Source organism: Longimonas halophila (genome assembly GCF_002554705.1).
Classification (GTDB): domain Bacteria; phylum Bacteroidota; class Rhodothermia; order Rhodothermales; family Salinibacteraceae; genus Longimonas; species Longimonas halophila.
The window spans coordinates 185262-198543 of sequence record NZ_PDEP01000005.1 but is presented as its reverse complement, the minus strand read 5'-3'; the positions used below and the strand labels follow the sequence as shown (position 1 = coordinate 198543).

General features: G+C 62.6%; 12 protein-coding genes. All 12 read right to left on the bottom strand.

Features of this window, described 5'->3' with window-relative positions:
* Window positions 1–180 precede the first annotated feature (180 nt).
* The 12 genes from CRI93_RS07100 to CRI93_RS07050 all read right to left on the bottom strand — a co-directional run bounded on the left by CRI93_RS07100 (window position 181) and on the right by CRI93_RS07050 (window position 13186).
* On the bottom strand, window positions 181–1236 hold the full coding sequence (locus tag CRI93_RS07100) for a serine hydrolase domain-containing protein (RefSeq protein ID WP_176521753.1): 1056 nt from the start codon (window positions 1234–1236) through the stop codon (window positions 181–183).
* A 119-nt stretch (window positions 1237–1355) separates the two neighbouring features.
* On the bottom strand, window positions 1356–1913 hold the full coding sequence (locus tag CRI93_RS07095) for a hypothetical protein (RefSeq protein WP_098061930.1): 558 nt from the start codon (window positions 1911–1913) through the stop codon (window positions 1356–1358).
* Window positions 1914–2013: 100 nt separating this feature from the next.
* Window positions 2014–2157: a cupredoxin domain-containing protein gene (locus tag CRI93_RS15355; protein WP_176521752.1), complete on the bottom strand. Its 144-nt coding sequence runs from the start codon at window positions 2155–2157 to the stop codon at window positions 2014–2016.
* A gap of 88 nt (window positions 2158–2245) precedes the next feature.
* The gene (locus tag CRI93_RS07090) at window positions 2246–2623 is read right to left on the bottom strand and encodes a hypothetical protein (protein ID WP_141491607.1); all 378 of its coding nucleotides are present in this window, start codon (window positions 2621–2623) and stop codon (window positions 2246–2248) included.
* Window positions 2624–2666: 43 nt separating this feature from the next.
* Window positions 2667–3722, bottom strand: coding sequence for a hemin-degrading factor (locus tag CRI93_RS07085; protein ID WP_098061928.1), 1056 nt, complete (start codon window positions 3720–3722; stop codon window positions 2667–2669).
* Between the two features lie 19 nt (window positions 3723–3741).
* Entirely contained in the window at window positions 3742–4578 is an 837-nt protein-coding gene (locus CRI93_RS07080) for a heme ABC transporter ATP-binding protein (RefSeq protein ID WP_098061927.1), read from the bottom strand.
* A gap of 67 nt (window positions 4579–4645) precedes the next feature.
* The gene (locus CRI93_RS07075) at window positions 4646–5713 is read right to left on the bottom strand and encodes a FecCD family ABC transporter permease (RefSeq protein WP_342752080.1); all 1068 of its coding nucleotides are present in this window, start codon (window positions 5711–5713) and stop codon (window positions 4646–4648) included.
* A 163-nt stretch (window positions 5714–5876) separates the two neighbouring features.
* On the bottom strand, window positions 5877–6710 hold the full coding sequence (locus CRI93_RS07070; protein WP_098061925.1) for a class I SAM-dependent methyltransferase: 834 nt from the start codon (window positions 6708–6710) through the stop codon (window positions 5877–5879).
* A 22-nt stretch (window positions 6711–6732) separates the two neighbouring features.
* Window positions 6733–7617 carry a heme/hemin ABC transporter substrate-binding protein gene (locus CRI93_RS07065; RefSeq protein WP_098061924.1) on the bottom strand — a complete coding sequence of 295 codons (885 nt, stop codon included), beginning with the start codon at window positions 7615–7617 and terminating at the stop codon, window positions 6733–6735.
* 339 nt (window positions 7618–7956) lie between these two features.
* A complete protein-coding gene (locus CRI93_RS07060) occupies window positions 7957–8619 on the bottom strand; it encodes an HmuY family protein (RefSeq protein ID WP_098061923.1) in 663 nt (220 codons plus the stop codon).
* Between the two features lie 60 nt (window positions 8620–8679).
* Entirely contained in the window at window positions 8680–10800 is a 2121-nt protein-coding gene (locus CRI93_RS07055; protein ID WP_098061922.1) for a TonB-dependent receptor plug domain-containing protein, read from the bottom strand.
* Between the two features lie 607 nt (window positions 10801–11407).
* Window positions 11408–13186: a PepSY-associated TM helix domain-containing protein gene (locus CRI93_RS07050; RefSeq protein WP_098061921.1), complete on the bottom strand. Its 1779-nt coding sequence runs from the start codon at window positions 13184–13186 to the stop codon at window positions 11408–11410.
* Window positions 13187–13282 lie beyond the last annotated feature (96 nt).

The window sequence follows — 13282 nt, the reverse complement described above, 5'->3', positions numbered from 1 at the left end:
GGGATGCAGGGGTTGGTGAGCGGCAACGGCAGTGGATCGCATACGTGCGGGGATCGTGGGCGCACGCACAGCCCCCAATGTAGCACGCATGCGGTACAATGCGCAGTGTAGCGACGCAACCCCGAAGGGTTTCCCTCTTATTTTTACATCCGGATTGTATGCTCTGACCGAATATCCGCGCTACGAATCGGCCCGAGTGCGAGCGAGCAGGCGCGCGCACTCAAACGCGAATGCGTTGAACGACTGGAGCGGTACCGCCTTGTTCACCAGGATAAGGAGAGCTGTGTTGTGCTCCAGACTGAACCCGGCAAAGCTCCGGAATCCGCCTGTGCCGCCGTTGTGCCAGTAGAACGGGGTCCCATCGGCCAGCGTCTGGATGTGCCAGCCGATTCCGAGGGTGGGTCCTCCGGCCTGCTGGTACTGCACGTTGTGGGTAGCGCGCAGGGCATCGGCGAGCGGTGTTGCCTCTGGATCCAACTGGGCGCGTAGAAACCGTAGCATGTCGGCAGGGGTCGAGCGGAGGGCGCCCGCCCCAGCCAGTGCATCAAAGTACCAGTACGGGGTCGGCGCTCCGAACATGTCGTATCCCACAGCCAGATTGCTGGGAACGGAATCGGTGGGAGCGGGAAGCACTGTACGGTCAAGCTGGAGCGGCCCCAGAATGTGCTGATGCAGAGCCGCCGCAAGCGTGGTGTCTGCGTGTTGGGCAAGCGCCGTTCCCAGCAGCCCCGTTCCCAGGTTCGAGTATACGTACGATGTGCCGGGCGGAGAGGCAAGGCGGGCCTCCGACAGATAGGCGTACAGCTTATCTTCGGTGTAATCACCGTACGGATTGAACCGGTTTGCAGGCGCAAGATTATCGGGCAGGCGCGGCAGCCCCGCGCTGTGCGTGGCCAAATGGATAAGTTCAATCGAGGCATCATTGGCGGTGGGCACGTCCACAGAGTCCGGCAGATACGCGTCCACAGGATCGCGAAGTTCGACCGCGTTGCTTTCGACCTGCTGGGCAAGCAGCAACCCCACAAACACCTTGGTGATGGACCCAATCTCGAATTGCGTGTCTTCGTGCACCTGGGTACTGTCCTCATACGAGGCTACGCCATATGCACGCACCTGCTGGTCGACTCCGTTGAGTGTACCCACAACCAGCCCAGGCGCATTGGCATCAGAATAAAATGCCCGTGTCAGCGAGTCGAGCGGGGCTGTTTCTTGCGCGGTACTCTCGAATCCAGACATCAACACCAGGACGATGGCGCACAAGCTGCAGCGCAGCGCATATGATATGTGGGCTTTCATAGGCGCAATGGGTGCGTTGGCGTGTATGCGAAGGCGATGCTGTTAGGGCGCGGCGCGGCCTACCCCATGACGTAACTGATAAGCGTAATGTACAGCGCCAACAAGCCCGCTCCCCAGGCCATGCGTAAAGTTATCAGGTGCTCAAGATCTGCCCGCATTTTCTCAAAGCGCGTGTTCATTGTCTGCTCCAGCCCACTTATGCGGGTATCCATTGTCTGCTCCAGCCCACTTATGCGTTCATTCATTGTCTGCTCCAATCCATCGATGCGACCGTCTCCCCCCTCAATCCGGTCCGCAAGGCTGTCAATGCGTGATCCAAGCTTCGTCTCCACCTCGTCTATGCGTCCCCCGAGCTTCGTCTCCACCTCGTCTATACGCCCCCCAAGCTTTGTCTCCACTTCATCTATGCGTCCCCCGAGGCCATCGATGCGTGACCCAAGCTTCGTCTCCACCTCATCAATGCGCACCCCGAGCCTTGTTTCGAGCTGATCCAGGTCGTTTTTGGTGGCCAGCTCGGCATCGCTTTCGCTGAGGATCTCAGTGAGTCCTTCAGCCTGCTCTGTGTCAAACCCCAGTTGCTGGAGTCGCTTGGCTGTTTTGAGTGTGTCAATGGGCATAATTCTTCGTGTGCAATCCTGGAGGTTCACAGGCGTCTAACACGGCACTCCAGGGGCAAGTTCGCGCCTATGCTGCCGTTTCGTGGACTGCGCGTGGCACCTACTCTTCCACTACGACGAACGGATAGACCATGCCCTGCTCGTAGTGATCGGCGGGCTCTTCAAGATAGCAGGCAACGTCGTATGCACCGGCTTCCTCGAAGGTGTAGGTAATCGTGGCTACGCCACCGGGGGGGCTCACCATCGTGCGGTAGGACCTCGATCACGTCTTGCGCTTGTAAAACTGCGCTTATAGACCTGACAGGTTTCGAAACCTGTCAGGTCGTTTGTTTTCAGTCCAACGATTCGGACATGCCCAGCGTATCCGCCAGCAGCCCGTCCAGTTCGAGCATGGCCGCCGTGCCCTGAAGCAAGTCGCGCAACGCGGCAATGTCGTCGCTATGCACGCGCACCCCACTCTTGGGCGAACGCCCCGGCGCGGAGAGCCGCCACCACGACGGGACTGCGTCATCGATCTGCTGCATGGCCGTCTCAACGGCATCCGACAGGCACCGGAAGTCGCGCGGTGAAAGCACCAGCACGATGTCGTCGAACATGAGCTGCAATCGTCTGCAGCATGAACACTGGAAGATGGCGCCCCGATTGGTCGAAAAGAGATACGGCGAATCCGCCTCGCAGAACGGGGTGGGCGATGCGTTGAATCCGTGCATAAACAGATAGATATGGTGAACACGCGGTGTGAACAATGCGATCTTACGCCGGGGTGGCGGCCTGCTCGCGGACGATGGTGCGCCAGTCACTGCGTTCGGGCTGACCCGGCTTGCGCTTGCCAAAGAACCGCGCAATGATGCCGCCCTCCGCATCCAGCAGTTCGAGCGAGGTCACAAGCCCGTCGCGCGTCGGCTTCTCCACCACCCAGGCCTGCGCGATCGCCTCCTCATTCAGGTGCAGTTGGAAGCCGGGGTCGAGCACGTTGTACCAGGGCGGCGTGGCTTTTAGCGTGTTGACCGGCCCGGTGTGAATCTGGATACAGCCGGGGCTCCCCACAAACACCATGATCGGCGTCTTGTGCTCGGCAGCGGCCTGCAAGGTACTTCGCAGACTCGACGCAGGCACACGATGGGTAAACTGTCCCTCCGCCAGCCGCAGCGCTTGGGGACGGGCTACGTCGTACTCGCGCAGCAGCGGGAAGAAGTCGTGCGTATCCTCCAGGTCGGCCCACGCCGAGAGGAAGCCCTCCACATCAATCTCGGCATCGGGCGTTTCGGGGTCGTCGGATTCGGCGGGATCGACCGGCTGCTCAATGGACTGGTCGTCGTGGCGATGCGTTTCTACGAGCGCTGTGTAAGCGTCCAGATTGCTCTTGCGCGTTAGGAAGACCTTGTGTACGGCGGTGCCGCTTTTGTCGTAGAACTGCAGACTGCGGCGCAGGCCATCGCGTCCGCCGCTCCACGGTGTTTCGACGGCAAAGCCCAGTTGCCAGTGATCCATGAAGAGCCGCAGGTCGATGTCGTCGTTCAGCGCGATGCCCATGTTGTGGCTGTCGCTAAACGAGACGTCTTCGTACACACCGGTTTTCTCGTGCACAGCGGCGTCGTTGCGCGTCAGAGCCATCACCTCGCCCAGCGATTCGAGGTCGCGTAGCAGCGCCTTCCAGTTGCCATTTAGGCGCGTCACATGGTCGCCGCATCCGGTGGCCACGAGTTCAGCCTCGCTCACGCCCAGACGGGCAGCGGCATTGCGGATGCGCACGTTCGGGTGGTCGTCTTGAAACGCGTTCCAGCGCGATTTCAGGTCGGTTGCATTCATGTCAAGCAAAAATATAGAGTTAGTGGGATGCGAAGGTGTGCGGCGATGCCGTATGATCAGGCGCAGCACGCATGTCGCGCTCGGCTACGATGAGCGGACAGCCCTGCGTGGGGTGGTCGATCACACACACGGGGCAGCCAAACACGGACTGCACGGCGGATGGCGTGAGCACCTCGGCAGGCGCGCCGCTCTCGTACACCTGCCCGTCGCGTAGCATCACAACCTGGTCGGCGTACTGTGCGGCCAGGTTTAGGTCGTGCAAGATGGCCAGCACGCCCACGCCGTCTTGAGCGCGCTGTGCGGCGGTGGTGAGCACGCGGTGCTGGTGGGCCAGGTCAAGGCTGGCCGTCGGTTCGTCAAGCAGAAGGTAGCGGTTTCCGGAGGGTGGCGGCGTCCAGATCTGTGCCAGGGCGCGCGCCAGTTGCACGCGCTGCTGCTCGCCCCCGGAGAGCGTTGGGAACGAGCGCTCGGCAAAATCGGCGAGTCCAACCGCAGCGAGTGCAGATTCGGCAATCTGCCAGTCGCGGGCGGTTTCGGCGCCGTTCAGGTGCGGCGTGCGGCCCATGAGCACCACCTGCAGCACCGGAAACGCAAACCGCAGATGCGACTGCTGCGCCAGCACCGCCCGGCGGCGCGCCACCTCGCGGTTCGAGCAAGCTGCAAGCGGCTGGTCGTCCATCGAGACGGTCCCCGTGCTGGGCGTAAGCTCGCCGCTGGCTACGCGGAGCAGCGTGGTCTTCCCTGCGCCGTTGGGCCCAACGACTGCCGTGAGCGTGCCCGGCTGCACGGTCAGGTCAACCTGGTGGATAAGCGTGGACCCGCCGATCTGTACGGTAATGTCGGATAACGAAAGCATGTTGAATCCATACGGTTGGTTTAACGGATGCAGCGGGCAATGCGCTCGGTCGTTTCAGAGAGAGCTGTCACAGCGTGTAGCCCACGCCGCGCTTGCGGTCGCGCAGCAGGAGCCACAGGAAAAACGGCGCACCCAAGAGCGCGGTTACGATGCCCAGCGGAAGCTCGGCGGGCGCGACGATGGTGCGCGATAGCAGGTCGGCCCCCAGCAGCAGCGCGCCCCCCAGCAGCGCCGAGCCCGGGATGAGCACGCGGTGGTCCGGCCCCACGGCCAGACGCAGCAGGTGCGGCACCACCAGTCCCACGAACCCGATGACGCCGCTCACCGCCACCGCTGCGCCCACGACAAACGCCGCCAGCGCAATCACCAGCTTCTTGACACGCTCGGTGTCGATGCCCAGGTGCAGCGCCTCGCCCTCGCCCAACAGCATCGCATTCAGCGGACGCGCCATAAATGGAGCGGCGAGCATCCCGCCCAGCAGGCACGGCCCCACCACCGCCAGCTGACTCCACGTGGCGCCGCCCAGACTGCCGAGCGTCCAGAACGTGAGGTCGCGCAGTTGGTCGTCATCGGCGATGAAGATCATGAGTCCGGTGCCCGCGCCCGCCAGCGCGTTGATGGCAATGCCCGCCAGCAGCATCGTAGCCACCGAGGTGCGTCCGCTGCTCGTGGCCAGCTGGTATACCACCACCGTTGCTGCTACTCCGCCTGCAAAAGCCGCGATAGGAAGCAGAAACGCACCCAGCCACGCCGTCCATGCGCCCAGCACGGTCGTGCCCAGCACAATGGTAACGACGGCTGCCAGCGCGGCTCCACTCGATACCCCAATCAGGCTCGGGTCGGCCAGCGGATTCCGAAACAGCCCCTGCATCACCGCACCGCTGACGGCGAGTCCACCGCCTACGCCAATGGCCAGGAGCACGCGGGGCAGCCGAATCGCCGTGAGCACCAACGCCTGCTGCCGCTCGAACGCCCACGGAAGCGACACGCCGACGCGATCCGCAAGAATCGCAAGCACCTGCCCCAGCGTCATGTCCACCGCGCCGATGGCCAGGCTCGCGCCGGTGGCTCCCAGCAAGAGCAGCACGAGTCCGCCCAGCACCCGACGCCCCTTTTGCTGGTGTTGCTGGCGCATCGGGGTTGCTGCCTGCCCATTGGATGCAGCAGGGGCCGCATCGTGACGTTCAGCCGTCGGTGCTTCCGGTGCCTGAGCGGAACGATCCATGAGTGCGTGCGCGATTTATCTGTAACTGAATCACATCAACAGCGTGCGATGACGAACGTTGATCCTGTCCTGCTTATGAAGCAGCCTGTTGTTGATTGGCTTGAAATTGTATACGGACGAGGGTGCTCATGAAGCGGTTGCGCAGCGGCGGCATGAGTGCGAGCCAGCCGATGAGTCCCCAGCGTCCCCGAAAGCCCTGGGTGTAATCGCGCCGCTCGACTACTTCGATGCGGGGATGCCACGTCTCCAGCTCTGGAACGCGGGGATAGTCGAGCGCCCATGGCATCGGCGGGAACGCATAGTCGCCTGCTCCGACTGCGCCCTTCTGTGAGCGTTGCGAGAACCAGGTTGGAATCACATCAAAGGCCATTGCGCCTCTCGGGAACCGGTCGGCCAGCGTGCAAAGCAGCCTGCGCACGTCATCGGGTTCGAAGTACATGAGCAGCCCCCCGGCAACGAACAGAACCGGATGATCAGAATCGATTCTATCCATCCACGCCGGATCCAGCGCCGAGGCAGCAATCATCCGATGGCGGTCTGTCTCTTCCACAAATCGGCGGCGCACGGCAATTGCTTCCGGCAGATCGAGGTCGACAAACCGCGCTGTACCGTTGTCGATGCGCGCATGCATCGTGCTGAGGCCCGCGCCAAGATTCACGATCGTGGCGTCAGGATGGCGCGCCAGGATATCTCGCGCCCAGTCGTCGAACACTTTCGCCCGAATGGGATGTGTGATGCGTCCGTCGCCGAACTGCGAAAAGTCGTAGTCAATCTGCTCGACCATCCGAACGGCCAGATCGTCGCGCAGGATCGGGTCGGGCCGCTGCGATTCGATAGCGCGATTGTAAAGCGTCAGCAGGAGCGTCTCGGGAACGCCCTCCAGTTCGACGGGAGCTTTGGCAGGCATGGAAGTCAAAGGCGTTATTTCTCTATTCAGCCGATGCGGAGGCCGCCTCCAGTTGGGGATGCAGCTTCTCGGTGAGCGCGCGCACGGCGGTGCCCAAACGCGGACCAAAGCCGAGCAGAAGCAGATCGTCCATCGCCACAATGCGACAGTTTTCGCCTGCGGGGGTGAGTTCGATGCCGGGCTGTTCCAGCACACCCTCCACGCCGCCTACGCTGTCGAGGCCACGCGTGAGCATGAGAATCACGTCGGGCTCTGCCTCGACCACGGCTTCGGCGGTGAGCGGCTTAAAGCCGTCGATACCTGTGAGAGCGTTTTCCGCCCCCGCCAGTTCGATCATCGCCTCTGCCGAGGTGCCTGATCCGGCTACGTTCATCGTGCCGCTACCCCGTGCGTAAATGAACAGCACGTGCGGCGTAGCGTCGGCCTCCTCACGAAGCGTGCGAGCTTCTGAAAGCTGGCGCTCCATTTCTGCGATGAGCTCGTCTCCCGCATCCGCCCGACCAAGGAGTTCAGCCACGCGGCGGATTTTCTGCTTCGCGCCCTCGACGGTGGGCTCGTCGGCGATCGTCTCGACACGCACGTCGGCGCTGCGCAGTTGGTCGAGCACGGCGGGCGGACCCGTGCCTTCGAGCGCCAGAATGAGCGCGGGGTTGAGCGAGAGCACGCCCTCTGCGGAGAGCTGTCGGTAGTAGCCCACATCGGGCTTTTCGGTGGCGGCCTCTGGATAGACGCTGGAGGCATCGACCCCCACCACGCGCTCGCCTTCGCCCAGTGCATACACAATTTCGGTAACGGAGCCGCCCAGCGGCAGGATACGCTCCGCTTCGGTGTCTTGAGCGGCAGCGGTAGACGCACTGCCAAGGAGCAGGAGCGCAGTGCTCAGTAGAAATAGCGGGATGCGTTGCATAATTGGGTTGGCTATGCTGACTGATATCACGAAACCACATTCTGCTTATTGCACGGTGAAAAACGGCTTTTTTCGAACTTGCCGCCCGCCGAGTAGGAGATGGTTCGACTCTTACCGACTTCCGTCGATATTCGCTCACCATGACACTTTTGGGGATGGTTCACTTGTTCGTAGCCGCTGACGGCATCCAAGGCGCATTCATGGTCTTCAACACAAGCAAGTTGCTCATCCACAAGTCATCCTGACGCCTCCGGCGGAAGGATCTCAACGCCGTCCTCACACACCGGGCCTATGCGAACACCCAACGCCGGACTGCTCAACTGTGTGACCTGTGGCGCGTCATTCAAACGACGGTGTGCCATCGGTGCGCACCACGTAGTCGAAAGTGTAGTAGCGCGACGGATGCGCTTGGCGGTCGGCGGGCAGCTCCGGGGCGCCTTCGTAGTAGCTCTGGATGCGGATCTTCGCGTAGCCGTCGCCATCGGCGGTGCGGACAACGAGGGTACGGCCCGGAATGGGACGGACGTAGTTCTGCCCGTTGGCGTTGTAGTTGTACCATCCGTTGCCCGAGCCAGTGGGAATGGCCAGCGCCTCTTCGGTGTCGGGCTGCAGGCGCTCGGTGTCCACTTCAACAACGTTTTCGAAGGCCGCTTCGGCTACGTACGCCGCGCCGTTGCCCGGCCCGCTCGTGCCGCCGTTAATGCGAATGGTCGTACCTTGCAGCGCAATGTCCCACGCGGTCGAGTTGGAGTCGGCGCGTGCTTCGGTGCCCGATTCGAGCACGATCTCATTATCGCGCAGACTGAAGAACGTGTACTGGTTCAGCCCTTGCGGACGCCCATTTTCGCCAACGGTTACCGTCGGATCGGCAGGCAGGTCTTCAACGGTTTGCGTGTCCAGCTCCACAGGCTCCTCGGGAGCCGCCGGATTGCTGTCGTCGCACGCGCTGAGCGTAATCAGCAGCAAAGTTGCAAGTGCAAAAGAGGCAATTCGATTAAGCATGGTGGATACTACGGTTAGTTCAAGGAGAACAGATAGATAGCAGGATGCGCAGGCTAATGGCTACAGCGTAGCACGCATCCCCACAAACCAGGTGCGGCCCGAAAACTCGGGCGTGTACTGGGCATTGGTGTAGTCGGTCAGGTTGTTGGCGCCGACTTGCAGCGCCACGTCGTCAACAAGCGTTTGGGTGAGGGTCAGGTCGAGCATGGCGTGGCCGGGAGCGTATTCGGCATCGGTATCGACGATACCGTTGCCGTTCACATCCGAGAAGCCGTAGCGGCTGCGGTAGCGTCCGCGTACCGAGGCCGTGAAGCCTGCGGATTCAGCCCGCGCCGTAAAACGAACGGTGACCCGATGCGGCGAGCGGCCTCGCAATCCGGCATAGTCGCTGACCGGCACCGCCACATCGCGGCCTGCGTCCGTCCGCCGAAAGATGCGCCCGTCCTCCAGTTGGTCGAGCACGTCGCGGTCTTTGGCGTTGAGATAGGTGTAGCTGATGGCCGCGTCGAGCGCCGGGCGGGGCTGCCACGTCAGTTCGGCTTCAAGCCCCTGCGTAAAGACGCGTCCGCGGTTGAAGTAGGTAAAGATCTGCTGCCCGTTGGTCTTGCGCGCCACCGGCTGCGTGTCGATGAGGTCGCGCACTTCGTTGTGGTAGAGATTGGCATCGAGTGTAAGCGCGGCAGGGAGATCCACTCGCACCCCGACGTTGTAGGCGACCGAGCGCTCCGCATCCATCGCGCCACCCAGCGTAGATGGATCCTGCAGGAAAGCCGCGATCTCGTTGTTCGCCTCCAGACTGTCGATCCCGGCGCGCACCTCCTCCGCGCCGAACACGCTGTACCCGACCTCTGCATTGGTGAAGTTGAGGTAGAGCTGCCGAAAGGCAGGCGCTTTGTATCCGCTCCCCACCGACGCCCGCACGTGCAGCCCATCCATAGGGCGCACCAGCGCCGCCAGCTTCGGACTGATGCGCGTGGCGTAGTCGCTGTGGGCATCCAGGCGCGCACTCGGTACCAGATCAAGCCAATCGGTGGGCGTCCATTCGTCTTGCACGAAGACAAACCCGCCGGTGCGGCGGCCCGTCACGCGGTCGGCATCCACCGATTCGCGGATGTACCCTGCGCCTACGGTGGCCAGATGCGCATCCCCCAGTGCAGTCTGAAGCTGCGCCTCGCCCTTGCGGTATTGCTGGTTGAAGCGCGATCCGCTGCGGCGCGTGCCGTCGCTCTGCCCCACAAGACGCGTTTCGGTGCGATAGCCCGAGGCCACCGCGCTAAGCTCCAGCGTGGTGCCCGGACGCAGCGTGTGGGTGAGGTTCGGCGCAAGGCTCCAGTCGGTCTGCTCTCCAATGCTATCAAAGCGCTGCGTGTCGTTGCCCTGCACCTGCGTGATGCGCGACTGATCTTCGCGGGCCAAGCGACCGCGCACCTCCAGATCGGTGTTGGTGCTGAGTGCGTATCCGAGCGTGCTGCGCGCCACATAGTTCGTAAACGACGGCGTTGTGGGCGTGGCACTGGATGTCAGGTTGTAGCCGTCCGAGGCATAGCGGCTCATGAACGCCTTGCCGCGCCAGTCGCCGCGTGTGCCCGCCACGCGAATCGAGGCGTCGGACGTGTTGTGCGTGCCGTACTGCGCCTGCACCGTGCCCTCCAGCGGCGCACTCGGCTCCTTCGTAATGACGTTCACCACGCCCGCCAGCGCCTCGCTCCCGTAGAGCGACGACGACGGCCCGCGCACCACCTCGACCTGCTCCACATCGGCCACGGTAATGCGATCCAGGTTCAGCGTGCCCGCCGTCCGCCCAATCACCGGCTCGCCGTCAATCAGGATGAGCGTGTAGTCGGCATCAAAGCCCTGCACCTGCACGCCCGCGCCATGGTCGTAATTCAGCTGGATACCGGGCTGCTCGGCCAGAAGATCGGACAGGCGGCGCACCCCGCGGGCTTCAATCTCTCCCGCATCGATCACACTCGTCGGCACAGGCACCTGCCCCAGCCGCTTCTGACTGCGCGTCGCCGTCACCACCACGCGCTCCAGTTCGACCGGCGTGCCCCAGGCCGTGGTGTCAGCACGCGACGTATCGGGCGGTGCGTTGGAGACCGACTGCGCATACGCGCTGCTTGCACACAGCGCAGCTATCGCCCATCCCGACATCACCAGCATCCAGCAGACGTTTCGCATTTCGCTATCCTTATTTAGATTGATTCTAAATAACAATAGCTATGGTAGCGAATGCGCCTCTCTGATGCAAGCCCCCGGGCGTAGCTCATCTTACAAGATTGCGTGAATGATGCTGTTTGTGGGCGGTGCGCCCAGACGGTATGCGAGCGAGCTTGGGAAGGCAGTAGAGCTATGCGACAAGTAGATGGCGCGCGTTCCAGACCGTGAGAGCGTCTCGGGGGAGCAGGAGATTCCTCGACTTCGCTCGGAATGACATTGCAGAAAGGGGGTCAAGTGCACGCCCAAAGGGTGGCCCACCACTTGGCATGTACCCTGCATTATCTCACCATTCTGCAGCGCCTCCAGAGCGCGCGTCACGGGGTAGAGCCGCGCAGCGCGTGGATATGCTTTCCTAACAGGACTTACGCAGTTGCAACTCACGAATGTCATCTCGTCGCGAGGCTCTGCCTCGTGACGCCGTCGTTTAGGGGCTCCGCCCCGTCCACAGGCAGGAAATGACGCCCCTCGGGTCAAGTGCGTAACTCCTACCTAAATCAGAAGCGTTTTCGGTGCTGTCCAACGGGGGACCGTTGGACGCAGAAAAGGTTGTTGTCAGGGCGATCTGCGGCTATGACGCGCCCGGTGGGAGCGTGGCGCCGGGGGGCGGACTCGGCTGGGCGGCACGCTGGGCTTTGGCGATCTGTCTCTGCCGCTCGAACTGAAAAGCGCGCATCACCATCCACAGCCACACGAGGATGCTGCCCGCGGTAACGACAACGAATGCGCCAATGACCCACCACACGCCGCTCGGGGTATCGGGCCAGGGGGATGCGGAGCGCGCGGATTCCTGGGCAGCAGGCATCGCAAATCCTGCGGTGTATACGTTGTCGTCGTGGGTCGTTAGGCGGAGGCGAAGCGAGTCGCCAGGGGCAGCGCTGATCTCGGCTTGCGGCGCTCGGGCGGCTCCGCTCATGGGGATCGCGGTGCTCTCCGTATCCACCACCGAAATGTCGCGCACGTTGGGCATCCCCGCACTGCGAAAGCGTGCTGTAACGGTTGCCTCATCCCCACGGCAGGGCGCCTGACACCGCATATCCACCCGAAACGGTCCAGCTTGCAGGGTGCCTGCTTCGATCTCTGGACCGCGTTCCGGCGCGCGATCTTGGATGCCGGTGACGGTGCCGATGCTTACGATCACGAAGTACGCCAGCGTGAGCGCCGCCGCCCCGATGGCGCCGCGCAGCATGGGCATGGGCCCCCACCCGGATGGATCAGCGTTCTGTGCTTCTTTTTTGATGTGCGATCGGGGTCGCGAGCGCACCATCCAGAGGTAGGTGCCCGAGAGAATCGAGAAGGACAATACCAGCCCGAAGACCGTCCACGCCACCTTGCCCCCAAAGCCCGCAAAGTAGCCAAAGTGGAGTGGATCAGCCATGTCGGTGATGAAGGCGGCGGGACCCAGATCGCCGCTGCGTTGGACGCCCAGCACCTCGCCGGTGAAGGGATGCACGTGCACTTTGCTGGCGCGGTCGCGCGTGAGGGGGTTGCCTGCCTGTCCGTCGATGTACACCGCATCGCTCGGCGTGTGGGGCATGCGCACCGTGTGCACGGTAAGATCGGGAAAGGCGGCTTGGGCGGCGGCTACGTATTCGCCTGCTGGTAACAGTTCGGGGTGTGGGCCAAAGTCAGGCAGCGTGGCCTTGTCGACCTGTGGCAGCGGCTCGGGCTGCAGGATGTCGTAGCGCTCGTTGGCCAGTACCATGAGTTCGGCAAAGTAGAAGATGCCCGTGAGCGCAATGATCAGGGCAAAGAGCAGTCCCCAGATACCCGCACCTTTGTGCAGATCGGACCATCGGAGGCGCGGGCCGCGATTCCAGCGCAGCGTGACCATCTGCTTCAGCCAGCCCTTGTAGAAGAGCCATCCGGTGAGCGCGGACAGGAGCATGGGCAGGCTCATGAGCGTGACGAGGAAGATGCCCCGGTTGCCATCAAACAGGCGCCGGTGGAAGGTCCGGAAGAAGCGCTGCGTGTTGAAGAAGCTGGTGCTGCCTTGCAGCGCGCCGGTGTACGGATCGAGGTAGACCTTGCGCGTTTCGCCAGTGGGCAGCGACACATACGAAACAGCGGCGGCATGCTGGAACGACAGGTAGGCCGAGCCGGGGGCGTACACGCCAAGGTTCTGCCCATCGGGAAAGGCCTCGGCCACCGTGTCGTGCATGGCCGTCCAGTCGATGGGCGCATCTCGGGGTTCGACCTGCTGGTCGGGGTTGATCCAGCCGTCGATCTCGTACGACAGCGTAGCTACCGTGCCCGAGAGGCAGATCACGAAGAGGAGCAGGCCCAGGTTGAGACCCATCCAGCCATGCAGCCGAAACAGTGTTTTGCGCCAGTTGCCGAGCCCGCTCATAAACGATTTAAAAACAGAATGTAATGTCAATTCGTGCTGAGATAAACGGACACCACCGGGGATGCAAACGATTCCGCCGAAGTTAGGCAAGTCCTC

Excerpts from the sequence above, each read along its gene's own strand:
- CRI93_RS07075 (WP_342752080.1), bottom strand. The coding sequence starts at position 5,713 with ATGCGCCAGCAACACCAGCAAAAGGGGCGTCGGGTGCTGGGCGGACTC.
- CRI93_RS07060 (WP_098061923.1), bottom strand. The coding sequence starts at position 8,619 with ATGCTTAATCGAATTGCCTCTTTTGCACTTGCAACTTTGCTGCTGATT.
- CRI93_RS07095 (WP_098061930.1), bottom strand. The coding sequence starts at position 1,913 with ATGCCCATTGACACACTCAAAACAGCCAAGCGACTCCAGCAACTGGGG.
- CRI93_RS07090 (WP_141491607.1), bottom strand. The coding sequence starts at position 2,623 with ATGCACGGATTCAACGCATCGCCCACCCCGTTCTGCGAGGCGGATTCG.
- CRI93_RS07065 (WP_098061924.1), bottom strand. The coding sequence starts at position 7,617 with ATGCAACGCATCCCGCTATTTCTACTGAGCACTGCGCTCCTGCTCCTT.
- CRI93_RS07080 (WP_098061927.1), bottom strand. The coding sequence starts at position 4,578 with ATGCTTTCGTTATCCGACATTACCGTACAGATCGGCGGGTCCACGCTT.
- CRI93_RS07055 (WP_098061922.1), bottom strand. The coding sequence starts at position 10,800 with ATGCGAAACGTCTGCTGGATGCTGGTGATGTCGGGATGGGCGATAGCT.
- CRI93_RS07050 (WP_098061921.1), bottom strand. The coding sequence starts at position 13,186 with ATGAGCGGGCTCGGCAACTGGCGCAAAACACTGTTTCGGCTGCATGGC.
- CRI93_RS15355 (WP_176521752.1), bottom strand. The coding sequence starts at position 2,157 with ATGGTGAGCCCCCCCGGTGGCGTAGCCACGATTACCTACACCTTCGAG.
- CRI93_RS07070 (WP_098061925.1), bottom strand. The coding sequence starts at position 6,710 with ATGCCTGCCAAAGCTCCCGTCGAACTGGAGGGCGTTCCCGAGACGCTC.
- CRI93_RS07100 (WP_176521753.1), bottom strand. The coding sequence starts at position 1,236 with ATGTCTGGATTCGAGAGTACCGCGCAAGAAACAGCCCCGCTCGACTCG.
- CRI93_RS07085 (WP_098061928.1), bottom strand. The coding sequence starts at position 3,722 with ATGAATGCAACCGACCTGAAATCGCGCTGGAACGCGTTTCAAGACGAC.